This window comes from Pseudomonas sp. RGM 3321 (genome assembly GCF_022836805.1).
In the GTDB taxonomy this organism is placed as follows: Bacteria; Pseudomonadota; Gammaproteobacteria; order Pseudomonadales; family Pseudomonadaceae; genus Aquipseudomonas.
Map to the genome: position 1 here is coordinate 52,832 of NZ_JALHBH010000109.1, position 25,764 is coordinate 78,595.

General features: G+C 59.0%; 20 protein-coding genes. 9 read left to right on the top strand and 11 right to left on the bottom strand.

Annotated elements, in window-relative coordinates:
• Nucleotides 1-2: 2 nt before the first annotated feature.
• Entirely contained in the window at nt 3-3,137 is a 3,135-nt protein-coding gene (locus tag RGM3321_RS13590; RefSeq protein WP_244393460.1) for an efflux RND transporter permease subunit, read from the top strand.
• Entirely contained in the window at nt 3,134-4,594 is a 1,461-nt protein-coding gene (locus tag RGM3321_RS13595; RefSeq protein ID WP_244393461.1) for an AdeC/AdeK/OprM family multidrug efflux complex outer membrane factor, read from the top strand. Before RGM3321_RS13590 ends, RGM3321_RS13595 begins: the two co-directional genes overlap by 4 nt.
• Nucleotides 4,595-4,660: 66 nt before the next feature.
• Here the strand turns inward: RGM3321_RS13595 and RGM3321_RS13600 are convergent, their stop codons facing one another.
• The 5 genes from RGM3321_RS13600 to pcaR all read right to left on the bottom strand — a co-directional run bounded on the left by RGM3321_RS13600 (nt 4,661) and on the right by pcaR (nt 9,987).
• Entirely contained in the window at nt 4,661-5,962 is a 1,302-nt protein-coding gene (locus RGM3321_RS13600) for an MFS family transporter (protein ID WP_244393463.1), read from the bottom strand.
• 142 nt (nt 5,963-6,104) lie between these two features.
• A complete protein-coding gene (gene pcaF / locus RGM3321_RS13605; RefSeq protein ID WP_306824536.1) occupies nt 6,105-7,310 on the bottom strand; it encodes a 3-oxoadipyl-CoA thiolase in 1,206 nt (401 codons plus the stop codon).
• Nucleotides 7,307-8,089 (bottom strand): CoA-transferase subunit beta, encoded by a 783-nt coding sequence (locus RGM3321_RS13610; RefSeq protein WP_244393554.1) that lies wholly within the window; start codon nt 8,087-8,089, stop codon nt 7,307-7,309. Before RGM3321_RS13610 ends, pcaF begins: the two co-directional genes overlap by 4 nt.
• On the bottom strand, nt 8,086-8,943 hold the full coding sequence (locus tag RGM3321_RS13615) for a CoA transferase subunit A (RefSeq protein ID WP_244393464.1): 858 nt from the start codon (nt 8,941-8,943) through the stop codon (nt 8,086-8,088). Before RGM3321_RS13615 ends, RGM3321_RS13610 begins: the two co-directional genes overlap by 4 nt.
• A gap of 201 nt (nt 8,944-9,144) precedes the next feature.
• Nucleotides 9,145-9,987 carry a pca regulon transcriptional regulator PcaR gene (pcaR, locus tag RGM3321_RS13620; protein WP_003363842.1) on the bottom strand — a complete coding sequence of 281 codons (843 nt, stop codon included), beginning with the start codon at nt 9,985-9,987 and terminating at the stop codon, nt 9,145-9,147.
• A gap of 834 nt (nt 9,988-10,821) precedes the next feature.
• Between pcaR and RGM3321_RS13625 the strand changes: the two genes are divergently transcribed.
• The gene (locus RGM3321_RS13625) at nt 10,822-11,019 is read left to right on the top strand and encodes a hypothetical protein (RefSeq protein WP_002554967.1); all 198 of its coding nucleotides are present in this window, start codon (nt 10,822-10,824) and stop codon (nt 11,017-11,019) included.
• A gap of 206 nt (nt 11,020-11,225) precedes the next feature.
• Nucleotides 11,226-12,698, top strand: coding sequence for an inorganic phosphate transporter (locus RGM3321_RS13630; protein WP_004664012.1), 1,473 nt, complete (start codon nt 11,226-11,228; stop codon nt 12,696-12,698).
• Between the two features lie 49 nt (nt 12,699-12,747).
• On the opposite strand, the gene RGM3321_RS13635 is transcribed toward RGM3321_RS13630, so the two are convergent.
• Together RGM3321_RS13635 and purU are read right to left on the bottom strand one after the other, a co-directional pair.
• On the bottom strand, nt 12,748-12,948 hold the full coding sequence (locus tag RGM3321_RS13635) for a hypothetical protein (RefSeq protein WP_244393466.1): 201 nt from the start codon (nt 12,946-12,948) through the stop codon (nt 12,748-12,750).
• A 78-nt stretch (nt 12,949-13,026) separates the two neighbouring features.
• Entirely contained in the window at nt 13,027-13,878 is an 852-nt protein-coding gene (purU, locus tag RGM3321_RS13640; protein ID WP_010435617.1) for a formyltetrahydrofolate deformylase, read from the bottom strand.
• A 357-nt stretch (nt 13,879-14,235) separates the two neighbouring features.
• On the opposite strand from purU, the gene mvaT reads away from it, so the two are divergent.
• Nucleotides 14,236-14,616 carry a histone-like nucleoid-structuring protein MvaT gene (gene mvaT / locus RGM3321_RS13645; RefSeq protein ID WP_002554971.1) on the top strand — a complete coding sequence of 127 codons (381 nt, stop codon included), beginning with the start codon at nt 14,236-14,238 and terminating at the stop codon, nt 14,614-14,616.
• A 70-nt stretch (nt 14,617-14,686) separates the two neighbouring features.
• Here mvaT and sbcB read toward each other — a convergent pair whose 3' ends face one another.
• Nucleotides 14,687-16,117: an exodeoxyribonuclease I gene (sbcB, locus tag RGM3321_RS13650; protein ID WP_244393468.1), complete on the bottom strand. Its 1,431-nt coding sequence runs from the start codon at nt 16,115-16,117 to the stop codon at nt 14,687-14,689.
• A gap of 180 nt (nt 16,118-16,297) precedes the next feature.
• Between sbcB and RGM3321_RS13655 the strand changes: the two genes are divergently transcribed.
• From RGM3321_RS13655 to RGM3321_RS13670, 4 genes are read left to right on the top strand one after another with little or no spacing between them, the layout of a single operon-like run.
• Complete coding sequence (locus RGM3321_RS13655; RefSeq protein ID WP_244393470.1) at nt 16,298-17,023, top strand: RDD family protein; 726 nt, start codon at nt 16,298-16,300, stop codon at nt 17,021-17,023.
• Nucleotides 17,020-18,000, top strand: coding sequence for a stage II sporulation protein M (locus RGM3321_RS13660; protein ID WP_244393472.1), 981 nt, complete (start codon nt 17,020-17,022; stop codon nt 17,998-18,000). The genes RGM3321_RS13655 and RGM3321_RS13660 overlap by 4 nt, the downstream gene beginning before the upstream one ends.
• Nucleotides 17,987-19,576 (top strand): DUF4129 domain-containing protein, encoded by a 1,590-nt coding sequence (locus RGM3321_RS13665; protein WP_244393473.1) that lies wholly within the window; start codon nt 17,987-17,989, stop codon nt 19,574-19,576. Before RGM3321_RS13660 ends, RGM3321_RS13665 begins: the two co-directional genes overlap by 14 nt.
• Entirely contained in the window at nt 19,573-20,790 is a 1,218-nt protein-coding gene (locus RGM3321_RS13670) for a DUF4350 domain-containing protein (RefSeq protein ID WP_244393474.1), read from the top strand. Before RGM3321_RS13665 ends, RGM3321_RS13670 begins: the two co-directional genes overlap by 4 nt.
• 154 nt (nt 20,791-20,944) lie before the next feature.
• Here the strand turns inward: RGM3321_RS13670 and RGM3321_RS13675 are convergent, their stop codons facing one another.
• The 3 genes from RGM3321_RS13675 to RGM3321_RS13685 all read right to left on the bottom strand — a co-directional run bounded on the left by RGM3321_RS13675 (nt 20,945) and on the right by RGM3321_RS13685 (nt 25,619).
• The gene (locus tag RGM3321_RS13675; RefSeq protein WP_244393475.1) at nt 20,945-22,372 is read right to left on the bottom strand and encodes an aldehyde dehydrogenase family protein; all 1,428 of its coding nucleotides are present in this window, start codon (nt 22,370-22,372) and stop codon (nt 20,945-20,947) included.
• Between the two features lie 131 nt (nt 22,373-22,503).
• Nucleotides 22,504-24,105, bottom strand: a complete 1,602-nt coding sequence (locus RGM3321_RS13680; protein ID WP_244393476.1) for a 5-guanidino-2-oxopentanoate decarboxylase — start codon at nt 24,103-24,105, stop codon at nt 22,504-22,506.
• Entirely contained in the window at nt 24,102-25,619 is a 1,518-nt protein-coding gene (locus RGM3321_RS13685) for an amino acid ABC transporter permease/ATP-binding protein (protein ID WP_244393477.1), read from the bottom strand. The genes RGM3321_RS13680 and RGM3321_RS13685 overlap by 4 nt, the downstream gene beginning before the upstream one ends.
• Nucleotides 25,620-25,764 lie beyond the last annotated feature (145 nt).

The following is a 25,764-nucleotide window of genomic DNA, read 5'->3' on the forward strand; positions in this document are numbered from 1 at the left end:
CCATGTCGAAATTCTTTATTGATCGACCCATTTTTGCCTGGGTTATTGCCCTCGTGATCATGCTGGTCGGTGCGCTGTCGATTTCCAGCCTGCCGATCAACCAGTACCCGAGCATCGCACCGCCAGCCATCGGTATCCAGGTCACCTATCCGGGCGCTTCTGCCCAGACGGTGCAGGACACTGTGGTGCAGGTGATCGAGCAACAGCTCAACGGTATCGACAACCTGCGTTATGTGAGCTCGGAAAGTAACTCCGACGGCAGCATGACTATTACCGCGACCTTCAATCAGGGCACCAACCCCGATACGGCGCAGGTTCAGGTGCAGAACAAGCTCAACCTCGCGACCCCGCTGTTGCCACAGGAAGTGCAGCAACAGGGTATCCGCGTGACCAAGGCAGTGAAGAATTTCCTGATGGTCATCGGCCTGGTGTCCGAAGACGGCAGCATGGGCAAGGAAGACCTGGCCAACTACATCGTGTCGAACATGCAGGACCCGATTTCCCGGACCTCCGGTGTGGGTGACTTCCAGGTCTTCGGTTCACAGTACGCGATGCGTATCTGGCTGGACCCGGCCAAGCTGAACAACTTCCAGTTGACTCCGGTGGACGTGAAAAACGCGATCACTGCGCAGAACGTTCAGGTATCGTCCGGCCAGTTGGGTGGTCTGCCGTCCATCAGCGGCCAGCAACTGAACGCCACGATCATCGGCAAGACGCGCCTGCAGACCGCCGAGCAGTTCGGCAACATCTTCCTCAAGGTCAACACCGACGGCTCGCAGGTTCGCCTCAAGGACGTCGCGACTGTCGGCCTGGGCGCAGAGAACTACAGCACCGACTCGCAGTTCGACGGTAAACCGGCATCGGGTCTGGCGATCAAACTCGCGACCGGCGCCAACGCACTGGATACCGCCAAGGCTATCCGTGCGACCGTTTCGTCGCTGGAGCCGTTCTTCCCGCCGGGCATGAAAGTGGTGTACCCGTATGACACCACGCCAGTGGTCAGCGAATCGATCAACGGTGTGGTTCACACCCTGATCGAAGCGATCGTGCTGGTGTTCCTGGTGATGTACCTGTTCCTGCAAAACTTCCGCGCCACGGTCATCACGACCATGACCGTACCGGTGGTATTGCTGGGAACGTTCGGCATCCTCGCGGCATTCGGCTTCACCATCAACACCCTGACCATGTTCGGTATGGTGCTGGCCATCGGCTTGCTGGTGGACGATGCGATTGTGGTGGTAGAAAACGTCGAGCGGGTCATGGAGGAGGAAAAGCTCTCCCCGCGCGACGCCACGATCAAATCCATGACTCAGATCCAGGGTGCGCTGGTCGGTATTGCGCTGGTGCTGTCGGCGGTTCTGCTGCCCATGGCGTTCTTCGGCGGCTCTACCGGTGTGATCTACAAACAGTTCTCGATCACCATCGTCTCGGCCATGGCCCTGTCGGTGGTTGTCGCCCTGATCTTCACCCCGGCGCTGTGCGCCACCATGCTCAAGCCTATCGACGAGAAGACCCACGGCCAGCCAAAACGTGGTTTCTTCGGCTGGTTCAACCGCACCTTCGACCGCAGCGTTCTGAGCTACGAACGTGGCGTCGGCAACATGCTCAAGCACAAATGGCCGGCTTATCTGGGCTATATCCTGATCTGCGCAGGCATGGTCTGGATGTTCATGCGTATCCCGGCCGCATTCCTTCCGGAAGAAGATCAGGGCGTCATCTTTGCCCAGATTCAGACCCCGGCAGGCTCCTCGACCGAGCGTACGCAGGAAGTCATCGACAACATGCGTGAATACCTGCTGACCAAGGAAAGCGGCGCAGTGAAGTCGGTGTTCTCGGTAAACGGCTTCAACTTTGCGGGCCGCGGCCAAAGCTCGGCGATTGCGTTCGTCATGCTCAAGCCGTGGGAAGAACGTGACTCCAACAACAGCGTCTTTGAACTGGCCAAGCGCGCTCAGGGCTATTTCTTCAGCCTGCGCGACGCAATGGTGTTCGCGGTCGTTCCACCGTCTGTTCTCGAGCTGGGTAACGCCACAGGTTTCGACGTTTACCTGCAGGATCAGGGCGGCGTGGGTCACGACAAACTGATGGAAGCGCGTAACCAGTTCCTCGGCATGGCAGCGCAGAGCAAGATTCTCGCAGGCGTGCGCCCGAACGGGCTGAACGACGAGCCGCAATACCAGTTGATCATCGACGACGAACGCGCCAGTGCGCTGGGCATTACCCTGTCGGACATCAACAACACACTGTCCATCGCGTTGGGTGGCAGCTACGTCAATGACTTCATCGACCGTGGCCGTGTGAAGAAGGTGTACATCCAGGGCGATGCGGGTGCCCGTATGACGCCTGAAGACCTCAAGAAGTGGTACGTGCGCAACAGCTCGGGTGAAATGGTGCCGTTCTCGGCCTTCGCCAGCGGCAAATGGTCCTACGGCTCGCCGAAACTGTCACGCTACAACGGCGTGGCGGCAGAGGAAGTACTCGGTACTCCAGCCCCTGGCTACAGCAGCGGCGACGCGATGAACGAAGTCGAGGCGCTGGCCAAGAAGCTGCCGCAAGGTATCGGCATCTCGTGGACCGGTCTGTCCTACGAGGAACGTCTGTCCGGTTCACAGGCCCCTGCCCTCTACGCGCTGTCGTTGCTGGTGGTATTCCTGTGTCTGGCGGCGCTGTATGAAAGCTGGTCGATTCCGATCGCGGTCATCCTCGTGGTGCCGCTGGGGGTTATCGGTGCACTAATGGCGACCAGCCTGCGCGGCCTGTCCAACGACGTGTTCTTCCAGGTCGGGTTGCTGGTGACGGTGGGGCTGGCGGCGAAGAACGCCATTCTGATTGTCGAGTTCGCCAAAGAGCTGCACGAGCAGGGCAAGAGCCTGGTCGACTCGGCAATCGAGGCGTGCCGTATGCGTCTGCGCCCGATTATCATGACGTCCATGGCGTTTATCCTCGGCGTTGTGCCGCTGGCAATCTCCACGGGCGCAGGTTCAGGTAGTCAACATTCGATCGGTACTGGTGTAATTGGCGGTATGATCACGGCCGTTATCCTGGCGATCTTCTGGGTGCCCCTGTTCTTTGTCTCGGTTTCAGGGCTCTTCAAGAGCAAGAAGAAACATATTTCACACGATGAGGCTGGCCAATGAGCAAGTCATTGATCTCTCTTGCAGTTACCGCGTTCATTCTCGGCGGCTGCTCTTTGATCCCCGAGTACAAGCAGCCGCAAGCACCGGTCGCCGCTCAATACCCGCAAGGGCCGGCTTACTCGCCGGTCGAAGGCGCCAAAATGGCCGCTGCGGAGCAAGGCTGGCGGCACTTCTTCAATGATCCGGCGCTGCAACAGCTGATTCAGACTGCACTGCTCAACAACCGTGACCTGCGGGTCGCGGCGCTGAACATTGACGCCTACCGTGCCCAGTACCGTATTCAGCGCTCGGACCTGTTCCCTGCTGTTTCGGCGACAGGTAGCGGTACTCGTCAACGCGTGCCAGCCGAACAGTCGCAGACCGGTCAGGCAGGCATCACCAGCAGCTATTCGGCAACGCTGGGTGTCAGCTCGTACGAGCTGGACCTCTTTGGCCGGGTGCGCAGCCTCAGCGAGCAGGCGCTGGAGACCTACTTCTCCAGCGAAGAAGCGCGTCGCAGCACCCAGATCAGTCTGGTGGCCAGCGTCGCCAATGCCTACATGACCTGGCAGGCCGACAAGGAACTGCTCAAGCTAACGCAGGACACCCTGAAGACCTACGAAGAAAGCTTCCGTCTGACCTCGCGCGCCAGCGAAGTCGGCGTTTCTTCGGCACTGGACCTGAGCCAGTCGCGCACCGCCGTCGAAAGCGCGCGTGCCAAACTGGCTCAGTACGAGCGTCTGGTTGCACAGGATCAGAACAGTCTGGTGCTGCTGCTCGGCACCGGGCTGCCCGACAACCTGCCAGCCAGCCAATTGCTGGATTCCGACATGCTAACCGAAATGCCGGCTGGCCTGCCGTCCGACCTGCTGCAGCGTCGTCCGGACATTCTGCAAGCCGAGCACTCGCTCAAGGCCGCCAACGCCAACATTGGCGCAGCACGCGCAGCGTTCTTCCCGAGCATTAGCTTGACGGCCAGTGCCGGGACCAGCAGCACTGAGTTGTCCGGCCTGTTCAAGGGAGGCTCGGGAACCTGGCTGTTCCAGCCGAGCATCAATATCCCGATCTTCAACGCCGGCAACCTGCGCGCCAGCCTGGACTACTCGAAGATCCAGAAAGAAATCAGCGTCGCCAACTACGAGAAGGCGATTCAAACCGCCTTCCAGGAAGTGTCTGACGGCCTGGCTTCGCGCAAGACCTACGACGAGCAGCTCCAGGCGCAACGAGACTTCGTCGCGGCCAACCAGGACTACTACCGTCTGGCCGAGCGTCGCTACCGGATCGGTATCGACAGCAACCTGACCTTCCTCGACGCCCAGCGCTCGTTGTTCAGTGCGCAACAAACGCTGATCACCGATCGCCTGTCGCAGCTGACCAGCGAGGTCAACCTGTACAAGGCCCTCGGCGGCGGCTGGTACGAAAGGACCGGGCAGACCGAAACCATCTCCAAAGAGAAGCCTTCGGTTCAACTGTTCTGATTTAAAACGGCACACAAAAAAACCACCTGATCAGGTGGTTTTTTTGTGGCCGAAACACACTTGCGATCAATGATCCTGATGCAGGTACTTGGGCTCTTTGGGCAAACGCAGACTGAACAGGAATGCTACCGCCATCATCGCCGTCACGTACCAGTAAAAGCTGTTTTCCATTCCGGCACTCTTGAGCTTCAGTGCAACCCACTCAGCGGAGCCGCCGAACATTGCGTTGGCCACTGCATACGCGAGCCCGACGCCCAGTGCGCGAACCTGGGGAGGAAACATCTCGGCTTTGACCAGCCCGCTGATCGAGGTATAGAAACTGACAATCGCCAGCGCCAGGGTAATCAGCGCGAAGGCAATGAACGGGTTGGTGGTGGTCTTGAGCGTCATCAGGATCGGCACTGTACACAGCGTACCCAGAGCGCCGAACAAGAGCATCGAATTGCGACGGCCGATACGGTCCGCAAGCATGCCGAAAAACGGCTGCATGCACATGTACAGAAACAGCGCGCCGGTCATGATGTAACTGGCGGTCTTGGCTTCCATGCCTCCGGTGTTGACCAGGTATTTCTGCATGTAGGTCGTGAAGGTGTAGAAAATCAGCGATCCACCGGCGGTGTAGCCCAGCACGGTGATGAAGGCCGCTGCGTGATGCTTGAACAGTGCGGCAATACTGCCTGCGTCCTTGTCCTGACGGCTCTCGGCGGTAGTGGTTTCATTGAGTGTGCGACGCAGCAGCAAGGCAATGACAGCAGCGGCCGCACCGATCACGAACGGGATACGCCAGCCGTAGTCACGCAGTTCTTCGGTGGTCAGAAACTGCTGGAGGATGACCACTGTCAATACGGCAAGCAACTGACCGCCGATCAGGGTGACGTACTGGAACGAGGCATAAAAGCCCCGCTGCCCGCGCAAGGCCACTTCACTCATGTAAGTGGCCGTGGTGCCATATTCACCGCCCACCGACAGGCCTTGAAGCAGGCGCGCCATGAGCAGCAAGGCCGGTGCCCAGGCACCGATCGAAGCGTAGGTTGGCAAGCAAGCGATAATCAGCGATCCCGCGCACATCATGGTGACCGATATCAGCATGGAGTTCTTGCGGCCATGCTTGTCCGCCACACGGCCAAACAACCAGCCACCAATCGGGCGCATCAGAAAACCAGCAGCAAACACGCCTGCGGTGTTGAGCAACTGTACCGTCGGATCATCGGAAGGAAAAAAAGCAGGTGCGAAATAGATCGCGCAGAAGGCGTAGATGTAAAAGTCGAACCATTCGACCAGGTTGCCCGATGACGCCCCGACAATCGCGAAGATTCTTTTGCTTCGCTCCTCGCCGGTGTAATGCGGTGCTTTTGAAGTTGTAGTCATTATTTTCCCCACGCGGATTTGTCCATAAGCAACAATCTGTAACATCCTACTCGCCCAAGCACAACAACCCGGACCAGCGGCTTGCCTTTTCGTGGAGGCAATCCGCTGATTCGGGTCATTGAACCGTGGGTTATTTCGGGGGTTATTGGCGTTCTATCGCCAGCGCAAGGCCCTGTCCTACGCCGACGCACATAGTTGCCAGACCTTTGCGTCCCCCGGTTTTTTCCAGGTGGTGCAACGCAGTCAGCACCAGCCGAGCGCCGCTCATGCCCAGCGGATGACCGAGCGCAATGGCCCCGCCGTTGGGGTTGACCTGTGGTGCATCATCCGCCAGGCCCAGTTCGCGCAGAACTGCCAGGCCCTGGCTGGCGAAGGCTTCGTTGAGCTCGATGACGTCGAAATCAGTCACCGCCAGGCCCAGCCGCTCGACCAGCTTGCGTACCGCAGGTACCGGACCGATGCCCATCACCCGGGGCGCAACCGCTGCGCTGGCCATGCCCAGCACTCGGGCGCGGGGCGTCAGGCCGTGCTTTCTGACAGCTTCGGCCGAAGCCAGAATCAATGCAGCAGCCCCGTCGTTGACCCCGGAGGCATTACCTGCGGTGACAGTTTTGTCCGCGCCGTTGACCGGCTTGAGTTTGCTCAGGGTTTCCAGGCTGGTATCACTGCGCGGATGCTCGTCCTTGTCGACGATGGTTTCGCCTTTTTTATGCGCAACCCGCACCGGCACAATCTCTTCCTCGAAAAAGCCCGCAGCCTGGGCAACGGCAGTGCGCTGCTGGCTGCGCAGGGCGAAAGCGTCCTGATCGGCTCGAGAAATCCTGAAGTCGGTTGCAACGTTGTCCCCTGTCTCGGGCATTGAGTCCACGCCGTACTGCGCTTTCATCGCCGGATTGATGAAGCGCCAGCCGATGGTGGTGTCTTCCAGCTTCATGTTGCGCGAGAACGCTGCATCAGCCTTGCCCATCACGAACGGTGCACGGGACATCGACTCTACGCCACCGGCAATCGCCAGCTCGATTTCGCCGGAAGCGATGGCACGGAACGCGGTGCCGATGGCGTCCATCCCGGAAGCACACAGGCGATTGAGGGTCACCCCCGGCACGCTTTCCGGCAGCCCCGCCAACAGCGCAGCCATGCGTGCAACGTTGCGGTTGTCCTCACCGGCCTGGTTGGCACAGCCGAAGAACACTTCGTCGATTTCTTCCCAGTTGACCGACGGGTTGCGCTCCATCAGGGCCTTGATCGGCACAGCGGCCAGGTCGTCGGCACGTACCGAAGACAGCCCCCCGCCAAAGCGACCGATGGGTGTGCGAATCGCATCGCAGATAAATACTTCACGCATCACGCTTCTCCTGCAACCTGACCATGAGCGGCGGCAGTCCGGGCTTCCAGGTCACGCAGCGCCGTCAGCTCGACCTCGGTAGGCTCTTCGGAAACGACCACTGTGTCGGCAAAACGGACCTCCCAACCCGTGGCAGCAATCACCTGCTCGCGGGTCACGCCAGGGTGCAGCGTGGTCACGACGAACTCGTTGGTGCCAGCTTCCGGCTCCATGATGCACAGATCGGTGATAATGCCCACCGGACCGGCACCGGGCAGACCCAGACGTTTGCGCGAGTCGCCGCCTTCGCCATGGCCGACCGAGGTGATAAAGTCCAGCTTGTCGACGAACGAACGCGCCGACTGCTTGAGAATGATCAGCACTGACTTGGCCGAACCGGCGATTTCCGGCGCGCCACCGGCACCTGGCAAGCGCACTTTGGGATGATGATAATCACCGACAACGGTTGTGTTGATGTTGCCGAAACGGTCCACCTGCGCTGCGCCGAGAAAGCCGACGTCGACGCGCCCGCCCTGCAGCCAGTAACGAAAGATTTCGCTGGTGGACACCACCGTGTCGGCGGTTTCCGCCAACTCGCCATCGCCAATCGAAAGCGGCAACACAGTAGGTTTGGCACCAATCGGGCCGGACTCGTAGATCAGCACCACGTCGGGCGCTGATGTCAGACGCGCCAGGTTCGCCGCCTTCGAAGGCAGGCCTATGCCGACGAAGCACACAGAACCATTACGCAAGCGACGAGCTGCGGCAACAGTCATCATTTCACTGGTGGAGTAAGTCATTATTTGGCCTCCGAAGCGCGAGCCAGCTTGCTCTGGAATTCACTGAAATCTGCGGTGCCGTGGATGTATTCGTCAATCCACGCTGTGAAGGTCTCACGGTCCCGGGCAATCGGGTCCCAGGCCTGGTAGAACGGGTTGTCACGCTCGTAATAGCCGTGCGCATAAGAAGGGTGAGCACCACCGGGCACCAGACACACGGCGCTCAATGCCCAGGTCGGCAGTACGCAGGAATTCATCGGCGCTTTCAGGTCATCGACAATTTCTTCCACCGTCACAATGCAACGCTTCGCAGCCAGCGCTGCCTCTTTCTGCGCGCCGAGAATCCCCCACAGCAGCACGTTGCCTTTGCGGTCGGCTTTCTGTGCATGGATAACGGTCACATCCGGGCGTACCGATGGCACAGCCGCCAGCACCTCACCGGTAAACGGGCAGGTTACCGTCTTGATCAGCGGGTTGACCTTGGGCAGGTCGGACCCGGCGTAGGCGCGCAGCACCGCGAACGGCAGGCCCGACGCGCCAGCCACGTAGGCGTTGGCGAGGTCGGCATGGCTGTGCTCCTCAATTTCCAGCGCGCGCGGCCATTGCTTTTCAACGGCATCACGCAAACGGTGCAGAGAACCGACACCGGGGTTGCCGCCCCACGAAAAAATCAGACGCTTCGCACAACCGGCACCGATCAACTGGTCGTAGATCAGGTCAGGCGTCATGCGCACAAGGGTCAGGTCTTTTTTACCCTGACGGATAATTTCATGACCGGCGGCCGTGGGGATCAGATGCGTGAAGCCTTCCAGAGCAACGATGTCCCCATCGTTGACCAGTTGCTTCACCGCATCGCGTAGAGAAAGAATGTCTGCCATGAGGTGCTCCGAACCCAACATCACGTTCAATAAACAGCGCGAAGACCTGCGCCGGAATGAAAATGAGGTTATGCCTGAGCAGGCGGGCAAACAATCCGATAATCGACTAACCGTTCGGTAACCGAACAAATTCAGCTAACTAACAATCGCTTCACGAGCTCGGATAACCAGGGTCGTTTAACCATACCCAGGCAAACAAGGTCAGGTAAACAGCTGCGTACTCAGGTCGCGGCTGGCATCGAGCATAATGGGCAAGAAGCGCTGTTCCAGCTCGCTGCGTGCCACACGGCCAGCGCTGGTACTGACATTCAGCGCAGCCAGCACCTGGCCCGACGCATCATAGACCGGCACGGCAATCGAACGCAGCCCCTGCTCCAGTTCCTGATCGACAATACACCAGCCTTGTTGACGAACCAGTTGCAGGCACTCGAGCAGCGCTTCCGGCGTGCGAATGGTACGGCTGGTCTTGGGCTGCAGATCGACATGATCAAGGTATTCATGCAACGACACATCATCCAGCGCGGCCAGCAGAATTCGGCCCATGGACGTGCAATATGCCGGAAGGCGACCGCCCACCGAGAGGTCGACCGAGATCAATCGCTGAGTGGTTGCTGAGCGCGCTATATAAAGGATGTCGTCACCTTCAAGCGTGGCCATGTTGCAAGCCTCGTGCAACTGATCGCTCATACGGTCCAGATAAGGCTGCGAAGAAGTCGCCAGAGGCGTAGATGACAGATAGGCGTGGCCCAGGGTCAGCACTTTGGGCAGCAGCGAGTACGTACGACCATCGGTGGTCGCGTAACCCAGCTTGATCAACGTATGCAGACAGCGACGCACTGCCGCCCGGGGAATTTCCGTACGGTGGCTGATCTGCGCAATGGTCAGGTGCCGCTTGCGCTCCTGAAAGGCATGAATCACGGCCAGCCCACGCGCCAGCGAGGTCATGAAATCCGGATCACCGGTCAGCGCCTGAATGCGCTTTGCGGGCGACGCCACGATGGGCGGTGCCAATGAGGCAAAAGATTTACGCAGTTCATCGTTCATTGACACACCCTCTGTAACTCCCTTTCAGGCCCTGTGGAGCGCAGGTTTCAGGTCTATTGGAAGCAGTGAAGACAGCCTCTGCTTGTGCGATTATCGAACAGGTGGCCGATAATCGCAATTGACCCGCCGTAAATATACTTATACCTTTACCTCTGCCACGAAGTGACTTCTTGGAAATTACTGGTCAGGTACCCACTGAGAAGTCCAAGGCAGCGGCCTTGCTCACCAAGCAAGGCCGTTTTCATTGCGACAGCGCATGCTGCGCGTGAAAACGCCCCGCCTGCTGAACCCCGCATCACACCTCCAGATACCGTTCATATAAAACTCTCTGAATTCCATCGTCAGGGTTTTGTCACCAGGTGTGTAAAACTTGTTTTATAAAAGTTCCGTCATATAAATGGCTCACTAAAACTTCGGAACAATCGTACAAAAAAACCAGACCTGTGAACTTATTCAACCTCTGTTGTTGACGTAACAGAACTTCTTGGAGATAGTATCCATCAGTGGGCCGGCAACACCCTCGCAAACGATTGATCCGTTCACCCGATTTTTGCCTCGATTATCCCGTCGAAGCGCTGTCACGGTGCACCATCGCCGCGCGATCAAAGGGAAGCCCGCCAGCGCAAGCCTTGCGCTTGAAATTACACATGTCGCTACGACAGCTGTTTCTCTGGTGTACGTAGCCGCAGGCAATAACAGGATGTTCCGTAACCTCTTCGGGCAATGACCCAAGCAGGTCTCTGGCTGTATCTGGTATACAGCCCGAATGGCGTGAACATACTTGGATTGTTTTGTGTCATCACCAGAGCCCATTCGACTCAAACAGGTATTAAAGTGACTAAAGATGAACTGCGCGCGGAACTTGAGCGCCAGGAGCAACGCTACAAGGATGTCTACGGCGGTGAAATCACCACCTACGCCGCGCAACCTGAACCGGAACGCAAGCCTTGGCGCAAAAGAGCCAGCCTGCTGGACCAGGCGTTCAAGCAAGAACTGCAAAAAATGGAAGAAGGTTTGAAAGAAGAGCCATGACAGCATGGGTCCGATGATCCCTGTCCGATCCATCTCTGACTTGCAGCACCCGGAATTACACGCCTTACAGCCTCATTGAATATTCAACGGGGCGGCGCTCATGCGTCTTTTTTTTGGTTTGAGGCGACACCTCGCAGTGACAACAAGTCGTTCGGTATTTTTTCTGTCATAATCGCGCCCCCTTCAGACCCGGTCAGAAAACCTACATGATCGATTTATTCAGCGGGCTTGATGCCTGGGTGCTTGTGAGCCTTTTGCTCGCCCTGGCTTTTGTCCTCACCTTCGAGTTCATCAACGGCTTTCATGACACCGCCAACGCGGTGGCGACAGTCATTTACACCAAAGCCATGCCGCCTCATCTGGCCGTGTTCTTCTCAGGTGTATTCAACTTCCTCGGCGTGCTGCTGGGCGGTGTGGGCGTTGCCTACGCCATCGTCCATCTGCTGCCAGTCGAACTGCTCATCAACGTCAACACCGGACATGGCCTGGCCATGGTGTTCTCGCTGCTGGCAGCGGCCATTACCTGGAACCTCGGTACCTGGTACTTCGGTATCCCGGCCTCCAGTTCGCACACCTTGATCGGCTCGATACTCGGTGTCGGTCTGGCCAATGCACTGATCAACGGCATCCCGTTGGCCGACGGCGTCAACTGGCAGAAAGCGATCGACATTGGTGCTTCGCTGGTGTTCTCGCCGCTGGCCGGCTTCATCGTTGCAGGCCTGGTACTGATTGCACTGAAATGGTGGCGCCCGCAGTCGAAGATGCATAAAACCCCGGACCAGCGTCGCAAGCTCGACGACAAGAAGCACCCTCCCTTCTGGAATCGCCTGGTACTGGTCATTTCCGCAATGGCGGTAAGCTTCGTACATGGTTCGAACGACGGTCAGAAAGGCATCGGCCTGATCATGCTGGTGCTCATCGGCATCGTGCCCAGCCAGTTTGTACTGGACCTTACCAGCACGACCTACCAGATCGAACGTACCCGCGACGCTACCCAGCATCTGAGCCAGTTCTATCAACGCAACAGCAGCACGCTGGGCGAATATCTGGCCATGGGCAAAGCTGAAAAAGGCGACCTGCCGTCCAGCTCTGCCTGTAATCCAAAGCAGACCGAACCCACCATCGACGCGTTGCTCGACCGCCTCAAAGGCGTGTCCGACTACCACTCGCTGGCCCCTGAAAGCCGCATCGAAGTGCGCCGCTATCTCTTGTGCCTGGACGACACGGCCCGCAAGGTCGGCAAACTTCCAGACCTGTCAGCGCGTGAAAAATCCGATCTGGAGAAACTTCGCAAGGACCTGACCACCACCACAGAATACGCGCCTTTCTGGGTAATTCTGGCGGTCGCACTGGCACTGGGCATCGGCACCATGGTTGGCTGGAAACGCGTGGTACTGACAATCGGCGAGAAGATCGGCAAACAGGGCATGACTTACGCACAGGGCATGTCGGCGCAAATCACCACCGCCTGCGCCATCGGCCTGGCCAACGTATTCAGTCTGCCGGTTTCCACCACCCACATCCTGTCATCAGGTGTTGCCGGGACCATGGTCGCCAACAAGAGCGGGCTGCAAGGCGGAACCGTTCGCACCATCCTGCTGGCCTGGGTGCTGACCCTGCCTGCAACGGTCGCCTTGTCCGCAGCGCTGTTCTGGCTGGCCTCCAAGGCACTGTCCTGATTCAGAGCCCTTCAGGCGGTGCAGCCTTGCACTGCCTGAAGGGCTTGATTCACCCCTCCCCCTTCGCTCCTTTCTCGACAAGCCTTTCATCGGGCATTTCCGCTTGCTGCAATTCACGCCATAGCGCTGCCGCACCGTCGAAATCGGCACCGTTTTCCGGAGTCAGGGCGGCGGGGTCATAGCGACTGAGACAGCCCTCGCCAAGTGTAGCGGGAGCGGTGGATGTGGCTTTGTCGAGAGGATCGGTCATTGGCTGTCACCCTGAGCGTTGCACCATTTCCGACGAGCCAGGTCGGGAGCGCGACAGGCGCACTCCCGAAAAGATAGATCAGTCGAAGACGACTGTCTTGTTGTCGTGTACCAGAACACGGTCTTCCAGATGAGCACGCAGGCCGCGGGCCAGTACCATCTTTTCCACGTCGCGACCGAAGCGCACCATGTTTTCGATGCTGTCGCGATGGCTGACGCGCACCACATCCTGCTCGATGATCGGACCGGCATCAAGCTCTTCGGTCACATAGTGACAGGTCGCGCCAATCAGCTTGACGCCACGCAACGACGCCTGATGATAAGGCTTGGCACCGACGAAGGATGGCAGGAAGCTGTGGTGAATGTTGATCACCTGATGGGCATATTCACGGCACAGTTGTGGCGGTAGAATTTGCATATAACGCGCAAGAACCACAACGTCCGCCTGATGATGCCCGACCAGACGCGAGACTTCGGCAAATGCAGGCTCCTTGTCTTTTGGGTCTACCGGTACATGGTAATAAGGGATGTCATGCCACTCGACCATGCTGCGCAGGTCCTGGTGATTTGAAATCACACAGGCTATATCGCAGTCGAGTTCGTCGCTGTGCCAGCGGTGCAGCAGGTCGGCCAGACAGTGTGATTCACGGCTTGCCATGAGCACGACGCGCTTCTTCTGCGCCGAGTCAGTAATGCGCCAGTCCATCGAAAAGGCTTCGGCAATTGGCGTGAAGGCCTCACGGAACCCGTCCAGATCAAAAGGCAGCGTGTCGGCACGTATCTCGTGACGCATGAAAAACCAGCCGCTGAGATTGTCCGAATGATGACTCGCTTCGGTGATCCAGCCGTTATGGGACGCCAGAAAGTTACTGACTTTGGCAACGATGCCTACACGGTCCGGGCAAGCAATCACCAGACGAAAAGTGCGCATTGGGGGAAACTCCAGAACTTCGCAAAGCCGCCATTCTAGCGGCTGCGCAGCAAAACTGCAGTATCTTTGCTGCCTGAATGCGCAGGCCGAAAAGGACACCGCGCAGGCAAAAGATTGCACCGTGCCAGTATCGACTTTTACCACCCGCGACGCGTAACAAGACCTATATAAAGGAGGGCTTTATAGCGAGGATCTTTTGAAGGCGGCTTGGCGCCTGCCTAGTTCAGACGTCTGTAGGACGCGTGTATATTGCTAAATAATTCAAATAAAACTTTTATTTAATGTTTACTTGCTCATTTACAGTGACTATTATTGCCCCACTGTATCCCTGCAACCTACACAACATAAGGTCTCCTCATGTCCCTGATCAACGAATACCGCGCCACAGAAGAAGCCATCAAAGAACTGCAAGCCCGTTTGAAGAACCTGTCGCAAGACGACAAACTGCAAACCGAGCTGGAATTCGAAGGCAAGCTGCGTACGCTGATGGGCGAATATCAAAAGTCGCTGCGTGACATCATTGCCCTGCTGGATCCGGATGCCAAGGTAAACAAAGCCCCCCGTGGCGGCGCTGTTAAACCTGCCGGTACCAAACGCGCCCGTAAGGTCAAGCAATACAAGAACCCGCACAACGGTGAAGTCATCGAAACCAAAGGTGGCAACCACAAGACATTGAAAGAGTGGAAAGCCAAGTGGGGCAGTGACGACGTCGAAAGCTGGGCCACTCTGCTGGGCTAAGCTTCAAACGGTCGCGATTCATTGCGATTGCAAAAACGCCAGCCTGCTGGCGTTTTTTATTGTCCAGTATTTATACACCCAGACGTTTACTCAGCGCCTGCGCATAATCCTGCCATTGGCGCAACACCTCCAACTGCTCTGGCGCGGCACTAAGAGAGCATTCAGTCAGCGCAGTCGCAAAGTCCTTCAGGGTATTGGGCGCACCCCGTTCCGGGTAGCTCAGCCGCTGCTGACAGAAGTCCTGCCAACGTTGTTGCTCTTCACTGCTCAAGGTGTCAGGAAAGTTACGAGCTCGGTACCTGAATAACAATTCAGGCAATCGGGCGTCATCAAATGGCCACGCGTCACGCGCCAGTTGTTCGGGCTCGGCTTGCCGAACTTGCTCGCACAGTCGACGATCACGGTCACCGATAAAACCGTCATATAACTGCTGTTCGGGATCCTCACTTGCAGCGAAATCTTCCTTGCCATAAAGGACCCGCAGTTTATCCAGCCAAACTTCCCGGCTTTCACTCAACTGCGTTGCGCGTGCCTGGTAGCTCGCCATGTCCAGTTGCAGCCGCTGCTGATCTTCGCTGCGCAGCACCCCCAGGGGGGCGATCACCGGGCAACGGTTTATATGCAGTAATTTGAGCGGCACCGGCAATTCGCCTCCCCCCAGCGCGTCATGCCGGGTATATAAACGCTGCTTGAGTATTTCAGCGTCGTCTTGCAACAACGGAGAATGATCCAGGTGCAGGTCACAGACGATCAGCGCGTTGCGGTTATGAGGGTGCCATGCCAGCGGCAGCACCACGCCAAGGTAATTGCGTGCCGCAGAAAAACGTCCCGATATATGCACCAGAGGCTGCATCAGACGAACCTGCTCCTGGACTTTCTGTTTACTGCGTAATGCGAACAGATAGTCATAAAGCTTCGGCTGTTTTTCACGAATCAGGCGCGCCAGGGCAATAGTTGCACGCACGTCGGATAACGCATCATGCGCCTGTCCATGATCAATACCGTTGGCAGCAGTCAGTCGTTCCAGCTTGAGAGTGACCCGACCGTCCTGTTCGGGCCAGACAATGCCATCGGGGCGCAATGCATAGGCTGCGCGCACGACATCGATCAGATCCCAGCGGCTGTTACCGCCCTGCCACTCGCGTGCATAAGGGTCGAAGAAGTTGCGATAAAAACTGTAACGCGTGACTTCGTCATCGAAACGCAGTGTGTTGTACCCCGCACCACAGGTACCTGGCGCAGAAAGTTCGGCATGTACGCGAGTCATGAAATCCGCCTCGCACAAGCCTTTTTCTGCCAGCGTGGCCGGCGTGATTCCGGTAATCACACAGGCAGCGGGATGAGGCAGAATGTCGTCACTTAGCTGGCAATGCAGATTGACCGGCGGCGCGATTTCATTGAGTTCGGTATCGGTGCGGATTCCGGCCATCTGCAGCGCACGATCATTGCGCGGGTTGATGCCGGTGGTTTCGTAGTCGTACCAGAAAATGCTGGAAGTCACGGGCTGATCCTGAACAAAAGACCCGCGAAGTGTAGGGCGTGACAGGTGTCATTGCCTAATCGGGTAATATCCGGCGTAACGGCAAATGTTTTCTTACAGCCGGCGTCTTGAATGGTCGGTTGCTTAGCTCCGCTGCGATAGCTAGCATCAGTTTTCGTTTTCAGGCGCGTCCTCCCGACAATGTCATCTCCTCCCGCTTCGCCAAGGAATGCAGCGCTGACCACGCCACTGGACACCCGCATTGAAATCGAGACGCCGGAAGGCATCGATATGGTTCTCCGCCCTGCCGGGCTGGTTTCCCGCGCATTGGCGTTCGGTATCGACTTCGCCATTCGCGCAGCCCTTATCGGCGTGTTCTTTTTGCTCCTGCAGTGGTTTGACAAGCTCGGCATGGGCCTGGCCGCCATCGTGTTTTTTCTGGTCAACTGGTGGTACATGGTACTTTTTGAAGTGCTGAGCCAGGGGCGTACTCCCGGAAAGCGCGTCCTCGGCCTGCGGGTGGTGCACGATGACGGCACGCCGATAGACTGGTCCGCGTCGTTGATACGCAACCTGCTGCGTTTCGTCGACATGCTCCCGCTGGGCTATGGGCTAGGTGCAATCAGCTGTCTGAGCCATCCATTATTCAAACGGCTGGGTGATCTCGCAGCCGGGACGCTGGTTATCTATAGCGACCAGCCGATAACGCGCCCCACCCTGCCAGAGGCAGAACCGGTAATTGTGCCGTTCGCCCTGCATCTGGATGAACAGCGGGCCGTGCTCGGTCTGGCGGAACGACAAGGTGAACTGTCCAGCGCTCGCACACGGGAGCTGGCGGCAATTCTTGCAGAACCCTTGCACATCCCCGCTGATAAGGCGGTCGCTCATGTAAACGGCATTGCCCGCAACCTGCTGGGGCCGAAATGAAGCAGAGCCTGTTTGAAACCCACCATAAAGATGAGTGGCAACGCTTTGGTCAGCGCCTTGATGCGCTGGAAAACGGCAAGGCCGATGCCAATGCCTGCGAAACATTCCCTGGTGATTATCGACGCGTCTGCCACCACCTGGCGCTGGCAGAGGAACGTGGCTACAGCAGCCACTTGGTCGACCCCTTACATCAATTGGCAATGCGCGGCCACCAACAACTTTACCGCCACCGCAGCGCGATGGGCGCGCGTCTGCTGGGCTTTGTTCTCGGAGGTTTTCCGCGACTGGTGCGCGCCGAGTGGCGTTTCGTCCTGGTTGCCAGCCTGCTGTTCTTCGGCAGCCTGATCGGCATGGGGCTGTTGGTCTACGGTTTTCCGCAACTGATCTACAGCATCGTCAGCCCTGAGCAACTGGCCGATATGCAGAGCATGTACGACCCATCGGCCAGCCGGATCGGACAACCCGTCGAAAGAGCCTCCGACGCGGACTGGATGATGTTCGGCTACTACATCATGAACAATATCGGCATTGCCTTTCAAACCTACGCCAGCGGTTTGCTCTTCGGGCTGGGCAGTCTGTTTTTCCTGCTGTTCAATGGGTTAATGACAGGCGCAATTGCCGGTCACCTGACCGACATCGGCTTCGGGCAGACATTCTGGACATTCGTCATCGGCCACGGTGCTTTCGAGCTGACCGCCATCGCCCTGGCCGGGGCGGCGGGTCTGAAGCTGGGATGGGCTTTGCTGGCCCCTGGAAGGCTGACGCGCAGTACCGCGCTGCGTGTTGCGGCCAGGAGCAGTGTGCAACTGATCGGCGGGGTCATCCTGTTTCTGCTGATTGCGGCATTCATCGAGGCTTACTGGTCATCAATGACCTGGCCCGGACCGCTGCTCAAGTACCTTGCAGGTGCCGCCCTATGGCTTCTGGTCGCTGCGTATCTGACCCTGGCAGGACGTACCCCTCATGCGCCTTACTGAGTCAAACGTCGCCATACGCCCTCGATCTCCTTGGGAAGCCATCGACCTGGGCGTGCTGCTCGCGGGTCGCCACCGCGGCCTGCTGATGAGCAGTTGGGCAATCGTCACCCTGCCCGTTTTCTGCCTGCTCAGCGTACTGCTGTGGGACTACCCCACGGCCGCCATTCTGTTGTTCTGGTGGCTCAAGCCTGCGTTCGAACGCTTGCCGCTGCTCATCCTGTCGCAATCACTGTTCGGCGCTACGCCTACGCTCGGGCAAGCCCTCAAGGCGTGGCCCGCGACCTTGAAAAGCCAGCTGTTGCCAAGCCTGTTGTGGCGAAGACTCTGCTTGAGTCGCAGCTTTCAGTTGCCGGTGCAGCAACTGGAGCATCTGGCAGGCACGGAACGCGACCTGCGCATCAGCCTGCTCAGCCAGAAAGACCTGCGCGCCGCACGGCTGCTCACCATCGTTGGCGCACACCTGGAATACTCATTGTGGATAGGCCTGCTGATCCTGCTTTACGCGTTTATTCCGCAGCAGATCCAGATCGACTGGCACTGGATGAGTCTGCTCGACATTGAAAACCAGTGGCTATGGATCGACCACCTGACCAACCTCTTCTATGCCCTGGCGCTGGTACTCTGGGAACCCATCTACGTTGCGTGCGGCTTCACCCTGTACCTCAATCGCCGAACGGTTCTTGAGGCGTGGGATATAGAGCTGGTTTTCAGACGCCTGCGTCAGCGCCTGATCGGCAGCGCCTATGTAGTGTTGATCGGTGTCGGACTGGTGCTTTCGACAGCACCAGCCCAGGTCTGGGCCGAACAACAGAGCTACAGCTGCCCGCTGCCCGATACCAGCGCGACAGAACCGCCTCTCTCACTCGCAGCACCGGACACTCCGCGCCTGACCCGCCAGACACTGACCAGCGAAGCGGCCCGCAGCGAAATACACAGCATCCTGCAACAGCCGCCCTTCAAGAACCCCAAAACCGAGACAGGCTGGCGCTTCCCTGAACAACAGAAAAGCCAGTCTGTGGTTCGGGACACGCACGACCAGGGCTGGCTGCTTACCTGGCTCAATCGGCTTCTTAGGGCCGCTAGCACCATGGCCAGCCTGATTGAGGTCCTGCTGTGGGGCGTAGTTATCGGTCTGACCGGGCTGGTGCTCTGGTATTACAGAGACTGGTTCAAGACCTTTGCAAGCCGGACGCCCGGCAGAACAAAAACCGCCCGCCCGGCTCCACAGCAGTTCTTGGGCCAGCAAGTGAATGCCGAAAGCCTGCCTGACGATGTCGCGGGCCGGGCCGAGCAGCTCTGGAACAGCCAGCCTCGTGAAGCCCTGAGCCTGTTGTACCGCGCACTGCTCAGTCGCTTGCTGAGCGACTATAGACTGCCTTTGAAAAGCGCCGATACCGAAGCTCAGGTACTGGCGCATATCGCTGCGCTGAACCAGCCGCTGCTCAGTGAATTCAGTCATGACCTGACCATGCACTGGCAAAACCTCGCCTACGGGCATCGACTGCCACCGGCCCATGCCCGGCAGCAGCTCTGCGATGGCTGGCGTCGCCTGTTCAATCCGGCGGTGCAGGCATGAGCCGCCGCACCGGAATACTGATCGGGCTACTGGCCCTTTTACTGCTGACAGGCGCAGGGCTTTACCTGAGCCGCCACCTGGAGCGCTACGAGAAAACCGTGGATCAGGGCCCCTCCCCACAGGCAAAGGCCAATCCCTGGCTTGCGGCCGAACACTTCCTGCGTGGCCTCTCCATCACGGTAAACACCACTGACACACTGGCCCGGCTTCCCGAGCCGAGTCAGAGCACCCAGACGCTGCTGTTGCTCAATGACCGGGAAGACATGACACCTGGGCAAACCGAACGGCTGCTGAAATGGGCCGAAGCGGGCGGGCACCTGCTGATAGTGGCCGAGCAACTCTGGAATGAGAAAAAAGGTCGCAGCGGCGATCTGTTGCTGGACAGGTTGCAGGTTCATCAGTACCTCACCACAGACATCAATGCGCAGGAACAACAACTGAACGACGCTCAGCCGCCACTGCCCATCCCGTTGATAACGCCCTCCCCCAAACGCAAAAAAGAGCCCTGGCCGGAATTGACCCGCTTGTATCTGGAAAACGAAAGTGCCCCGGCATATATGAGCTTCGATCCTGCTTTCCATCTGGAAGACCCGCAAGACCATGCACAGTCGTGGGCCAACAGCGCCGATGCCACGCACCTGCTGCAAATAAACCGTGGTAACGGATTGATCACGATTGTTACTGACGCCAACCTGTGGAAAACCCGCTCGATCGGCAACTATGACAATGCCTGGCTGCTCTGGTATCTGACCCAAGGCAGTGAAGTGACCCTGGTGCTGCAAACCGAACACGACAACCTGCTGACCCTGCTGCTGCGCAACTACCCTCAGGCACTGCTGATGCTGGCATTGCTGATTGGCCTGGGCCTCTGGCACATCGGCCTGCGCGAAGGCCCGATGCGTCGGCCCGCCCCCCTTGCACGTCGTCAACTGACCGAGCACCTGCGCGCCAGCGCCGAATTCCTGCGCAGGCGCAGCGGGCAACAGACGCTGATAAAGAGCCTGCAACAAGACATCCTGCGCCGCGCCCGCCAGCTTCATCCAGGTTTCGAGCGGCTGGCCGTTGCCGAACAATGGCAGGTGCTTTCGCGCCTGACCCGACAGCCCACCAGCGCCATCAGCGACGCACTGCGCCCTCGCCCGCCGCAACGCCTGTCACACAGCGAATTCACCCACCAGGTAGCCCACCTGCAAACGCTCAGGAATGCCTTGTAAACCGGCACCCGCAGAGGGCCTTTTTTCTGTACATCAATCACCCGATGTGTGAGTGCCAGGCCGAATAGGGATCATTCCAGTGAGCCCTGTCCGATAAACCACGTCCAGCAGCGTATAACGAATAAAGGGGGGCTCTTTCCAGGCAGAAAGAGACCTACCCCAGGCATCGGGTCACATGCTTCACCGCCTGATAGGCCGCCAGTCCCCAAGGCCCGAGCTCACGCCCGATACCGCTGCCCTTGTTGCCGCCCCACGACGTTTCGACAAATACCGCCTGGATCGAGTTGATCCACACATGCCCTACTTCCAGCGCATCGGCCACCCGTTCGGCGCGCTCGATATCAGCACTGGCAACCGTCGCCACCAGCCCAAAGCAGCTGTCATTGGCCAGCTCGACAGCTTCCTGTTCAGTGCTGAAACAGCAGAGGCACAGCACCGGACCAAAGATTTCTTCACTCCACAGGCGACTGCTGACAGGCACGTCGCGGTACAACGTCGGGCTGACGAACCAACCATCACGTGCCAGTGCTGTTCCACCGGTCAAACACTGCATACCCTCCTCCCGGGCAACAGTGAAATACTCACGGACCTTGTGCCACTGCGCCTCACTGCTCAGTGGTCCCATGTCGACGTCTTCAGTCAGCGGATTACCGACCCGCAGCGCTTCGAATGCCTTCTGCAAACGAGGAATCAATGCCTCGGCGATGCCCTCTTGAACCAACAGCCGCGAGGTGGCCGAGCACATTTGCCCGGCGTTCCAGCAAATGCCTGCGACGATCCATTCCACCGCCTGATCCGGGTCGCAGTCGTCGAATACGATAATCGCGGATTTACCGCCCAGCTCCAGCGTCACCGGCCGACAATACGCCGCTGCGCTGTGCATGACCTGGCGGCCCACACCGTTGCTGCCGGTGAACGACAGCTTGTCCAGACCTGGATGGTTGCTCAACGCTGCGCCGGTATCAGCCCTGCCGCTGACGATATTCAGCACTCCGGCGGGCAAGCCGAGCGCGTCGGCAATTTCGCCGTAAACCTGCTCGATCAGGGGCGTGACCTCCGAGGGCTTGAGCACCATAGTGCAACCGGCAGCCAACGCCGGAGCGAGTTTCCAGGCACTGGTGACCAGCGGAAAATTCCACGGCACGATCAGACCCACTACGCCCACCGGCTCCAGGCGGGTACGCGAAGTAAAGCCGGGGGCGGCCAGTTCAACCTCGTGATGGGTTGGCTGAGCCTCGATCAGGTGGGCGAAGTAACTGAACGTTGCCACGGCGTCATCCAGATCGACTTCGGCTTCATGACGAGGCTTGCCGTTATTGCGCATCAGCAGCGTAATCAAGGCTTCGCGGCGCTGCGCGAGGTGATCAGCAAAGCCGCGCAGCAATGAGGCTCGTTCGGCAGCAGGCGTATTTTTCCAGACGGGAAGCGCGGCGCGGGCAGCGGCGACAGCCTGATCGACCTGCGCGCTGCTGGCGCTGATCACTTCGGCGAAGGGCTGGCCCAGAGCGGGCTCGTGGACGATCAGAACGTCGGCGCCCTGGCCTTCCAGCCAACGACCGTTGATGTAATGCGGGGTGTTCATGGCAGAGCTCCATCAAGAATTCCATGCAGGGCGCAATTGCACCGGGCAGGCTTTATCCGCCAGGCAGACGCCACCGATTTGCGGCTGAAGCGGATTGGCTCGCGGCGGCGGCGGTGACGACGCGTGGCGGCTCAAGGCGCAAACGGCGGCGCCTCTTCGATTTCTATAATCAGCGGCCGGTCATCCGGCGCTTCACGCAGCAGCGCCTGCAGGTGCTGGTAATCCCGAGCACGTTCAGCCACACAGCCGAACCCTCGGGCGATGGTCAGAAAGTCCGGCGTATGGATGTCCACGCCCAGCGGCGTGATGTCGCGGCGCTCCATGTAGCGCTTGATCTCGCCGTAGCCCTGGTTATTCCACAACAACACAATAATGCCGACCCGCGCCTCCACGGCGCTGGCAAGTTCCGGCAGGGTGAACTGAATGCCGCCGTCGCCCATCAGGCTGATCACCGCGCGCGAGGGCTCGGCCAGTCTGGCCCCGATGGCCGCAGGCAAGCCGTAGCCCAGGGTGCCGTAACCGGTGGAGGCATTGAACCAGCGACGAGGGCTGTCCAGCTCGACCAGGTGATTGCCGCTGTACACCGTCTGCGTCGAATCACCGACAAAACGAGCCTCGGGCAGCACTTCAAGCACGCACTCGAACAGTTTTCGGTAATGCGCCCAGGCACTGAAGCCTTCGGCCAGTTGCTCCTGCGCCGCCGCGGTTCGTTGAGCACCCGGGCTGGCTTTATTGGCCGCACGCACTGGCAACTCGGCAAGCAAGGCACTTATTGCCGCAGTGGCATCGCTGAGGATCGCCAGACTCGGAGGATGGTTGCGGGTCAACTGCCCGGCATCGATATCGACGCGAATCAACTCGCCGCCAATCCTGAAATTGCCGTCGAACACCACATCGTAATCGGTCTCGCCCAGCTCGGTGCCAATCGCCAGCACCACATCGGCGTCCAGCGCCAATTGCCGAACCGGCATCAGCGACTGGTTGCTGCCCAGCAGCAACGGGTGCCCGGCCGGCAGCAGGCCTTTGGCGTTGATGGTCAGGGCCGTCGGTGCATCCAGCCGGGCCGCCAGCTCGCGCACTTGCTCCATCGCTGCGACACAGCCACCGCCGAGCAGCAACAGCGGACGCCGGGCCGAGCGCAACCGTGTCGCGGCCCGGGCAATGGCTGTAGGGTCCGGCGCGGGTCGAGCGATGATCTGGCGCGGCTGCAGTGTCATGTGCGCGGCGCTGGCGACGATAATGTCCAGCGGCAGCTCGATGTGTACAGGCCGTGGACGCTGGCTGTCGAAGACGGCAAAAGCCCGCCCCAGAACCGCAGGCAGTTCCTCGACGCTCATCAGCGTGTGGCTGAAGGCACTGACCCCGGCGACCATCGCGCGCTGGTTCGGCAACTCGTGCAGATAGCCATTGCCCAGACCCAGCCGATGACGTTCGTTGACGCTGGAAATCACCAGCATCGGGATCGAGTCCGCATACGCCTGGCCCATTGCCGTGAGGATATTGGTCATGCCCGGGCCAGTAATGATAAAGCACACCCCGGGCTTGCCGCTAACCCGTGCATAACCGTCGGCCATGAAGCCCGCGCCTTGTTCGTGGCGCGGCGTGATATGTCGAATGCCACTGCCCGGCAGGCCGCGATACAGCTCAACCGTATGCACGCCGGGGATGCCGAACACCGTGTCGACGCCCCAGGCGCTCAGTTGTCTGACCAGAAACTCTCCACAGGTGGTCATGCTGCGCGCTCCTGTTCCAGGCCGATAAAGCGTCGCACGCGCGGATCGCCGTCCTGGCGGATAGTCGCGGGCGAGGCATCAGTGACCACATGGCCGCTCTCCATGAACACGATGCGATCGGAAATCGACAGCGCGAAATCCATCTCATGAGTGACGATCAGCATGGTCATGCCCTCGGCAGCCAGATCCCGAATGACGTTGAGCACATCGCCGACCAACTCCGGGTCCAGCGCCGAAGTCGGTTCGTCGAAGAGCATGATGTCCGGTTCCATCGCCAGCGCACGGGCAATCGCCACACGCTGCTGCTGGCCGCCCGACAATTGATGCGGGTATTTGTCGGCATGCGCCAGCAACCCGACACGATCCAGCAGCGCATGGCCCTTGCGACGCAATTGAGCGGTGCTGGCCAGGCCGTGATAACGCGGCGCGAGAATGACGTTGTCGAGAATGGTACGGTGCGGGAACAGGTTGAAGTTCTGGAACACCATACCGATGCGCCGGATGCCCTGCCGGATCACCGGAGAGTCGGCGCGTTCTCCTGCCCGAATGAAGTCATTGCCGAACAGGACAATCTCGCCCTGATCGATGCTTGCCAGATTGTTGATCGTGCGGATCAACGAAGTCTTGCCGGAGCCGGACGGACCAATGATCGAAATGACTTCACCGGGCCTGACCAGCAGGTCGATGCCCTTGAGTACTTCGTGGTTGCCATAGCGCTTGTGGATACCGCGCAGCAGCAGGGCATCGGGTTGTCCCGGAACCGGCACGCAACGTGGCTTGCCAGAGCCTGCGGGTTGGCGCAGGGCATCGGTCTGCGCATCCTCCAGGGTCTGTGCGTTTTTGCGCGACAAGTCCAGATGACGCTCGGCCCATTGCAACAGCCAGCCAAACAGCGTGACGATCAGCACGTAGTACATCGCTACTGCCGCCAGGGTTTCCAGCACCAGAAAGTTTTGTGCGTAAAGGCGCTGGCCAACCAGCAGCAACTCGTTGAGCGAGATCACCGACACCAGCGACGTCAGTTTGACGATGGTCACGTATTCGTTGGTCAGCGTTGGCAGCGATATACGAATCGCCTGCGGAATGACCACCAAACGCTGCGCGCCCAGACCGCGAATGCCCAGCGCTCTGGCGGCTTCACGCTGGCCCTTGAGCACTGACAGCAGCCCGCCTCTGTGAATCTCGGCCATGTACGCCGTTTCGGTCAGTACCAGGGCGATCAGCCCGGAATAAAACGGCTGCGACAAGACACTGCTTGAGGCCGGAAACAGTTGCGGCATGTTGTAAACGAACACCAGCAGCACCAGCAACGGGATGCTACGAAACAGCCAGATGTACAGACTGGCCGGCACGCGCAACCACGCATGCGTCGACAGCCTGGCGCTGGCCAGCAGGAAACCCAGTGCCAGACCTGCCGTCCAGGACAGGACGCTGAGCTGAACCACCGTCAGGCAGGCTTTCCAGAAAGCCTGTACGGAGAACAGCGAGAAAAAATAGGCCCATTCGAATGCCATGATGACCTCGGTGCAGCAGATGGATGGCGAAGGCCGAGCGGCGAACCGCTGTCGCCGCAGGACCGTCTCTGGCCGTTAAGCAGGCACCGCATTCGCGCAAGCAGCTCTTTGCCGGCTGCGCGATGCGCGCGCGTGACAAAAAGCC

Bases quoted from the DNA above. Each gene is read 5' to 3' on its own strand.
- RGM3321_RS13685 (WP_244393477.1), bottom strand. From the start codon at position 25,619: ATGGCATTCGAATGGGCCTATTTTTTCTCGCTGTTCTCCGTACAGGCT.
- RGM3321_RS13635 (WP_244393466.1), bottom strand. From the start codon at position 12,948: ATGACCGATCCTCTCGACAAAGCCACATCCACCGCTCCCGCTACACTT.
- RGM3321_RS13675 (WP_244393475.1), bottom strand. From the start codon at position 22,372: ATGAACACCCCGCATTACATCAACGGTCGTTGGCTGGAAGGCCAGGGC.
- RGM3321_RS13655 (WP_244393470.1), top strand. From the start codon at position 16,298: ATGTCATCTCCTCCCGCTTCGCCAAGGAATGCAGCGCTGACCACGCCA.
- RGM3321_RS13665 (WP_244393473.1), top strand. From the start codon at position 17,987: ATGCGCCTTACTGAGTCAAACGTCGCCATACGCCCTCGATCTCCTTGG.
- mvaT (WP_002554971.1), top strand. From the start codon at position 14,236: ATGTCCCTGATCAACGAATACCGCGCCACAGAAGAAGCCATCAAAGAA.
- RGM3321_RS13615 (WP_244393464.1), bottom strand. From the start codon at position 8,943: ATGGCAGACATTCTTTCTCTACGCGATGCGGTGAAGCAACTGGTCAAC.
- RGM3321_RS13660 (WP_244393472.1), top strand. From the start codon at position 17,020: ATGAAGCAGAGCCTGTTTGAAACCCACCATAAAGATGAGTGGCAACGC.
- RGM3321_RS13595 (WP_244393461.1), top strand. From the start codon at position 3,134: ATGAGCAAGTCATTGATCTCTCTTGCAGTTACCGCGTTCATTCTCGGC.
- pcaR (WP_003363842.1), bottom strand. From the start codon at position 9,987: ATGAACGATGAACTGCGTAAATCTTTTGCCTCATTGGCACCGCCCATC.
- RGM3321_RS13630 (WP_004664012.1), top strand. From the start codon at position 11,226: ATGATCGATTTATTCAGCGGGCTTGATGCCTGGGTGCTTGTGAGCCTT.
- RGM3321_RS13670 (WP_244393474.1), top strand. From the start codon at position 19,573: ATGAGCCGCCGCACCGGAATACTGATCGGGCTACTGGCCCTTTTACTG.
- RGM3321_RS13590 (WP_244393460.1), top strand. From the start codon at position 3: ATGTCGAAATTCTTTATTGATCGACCCATTTTTGCCTGGGTTATTGCC.
- RGM3321_RS13600 (WP_244393463.1), bottom strand. From the start codon at position 5,962: ATGACTACAACTTCAAAAGCACCGCATTACACCGGCGAGGAGCGAAGC.
- purU (WP_010435617.1), bottom strand. From the start codon at position 13,878: ATGCGCACTTTTCGTCTGGTGATTGCTTGCCCGGACCGTGTAGGCATC.
- RGM3321_RS13680 (WP_244393476.1), bottom strand. From the start codon at position 24,105: ATGACCACCTGTGGAGAGTTTCTGGTCAGACAACTGAGCGCCTGGGGC.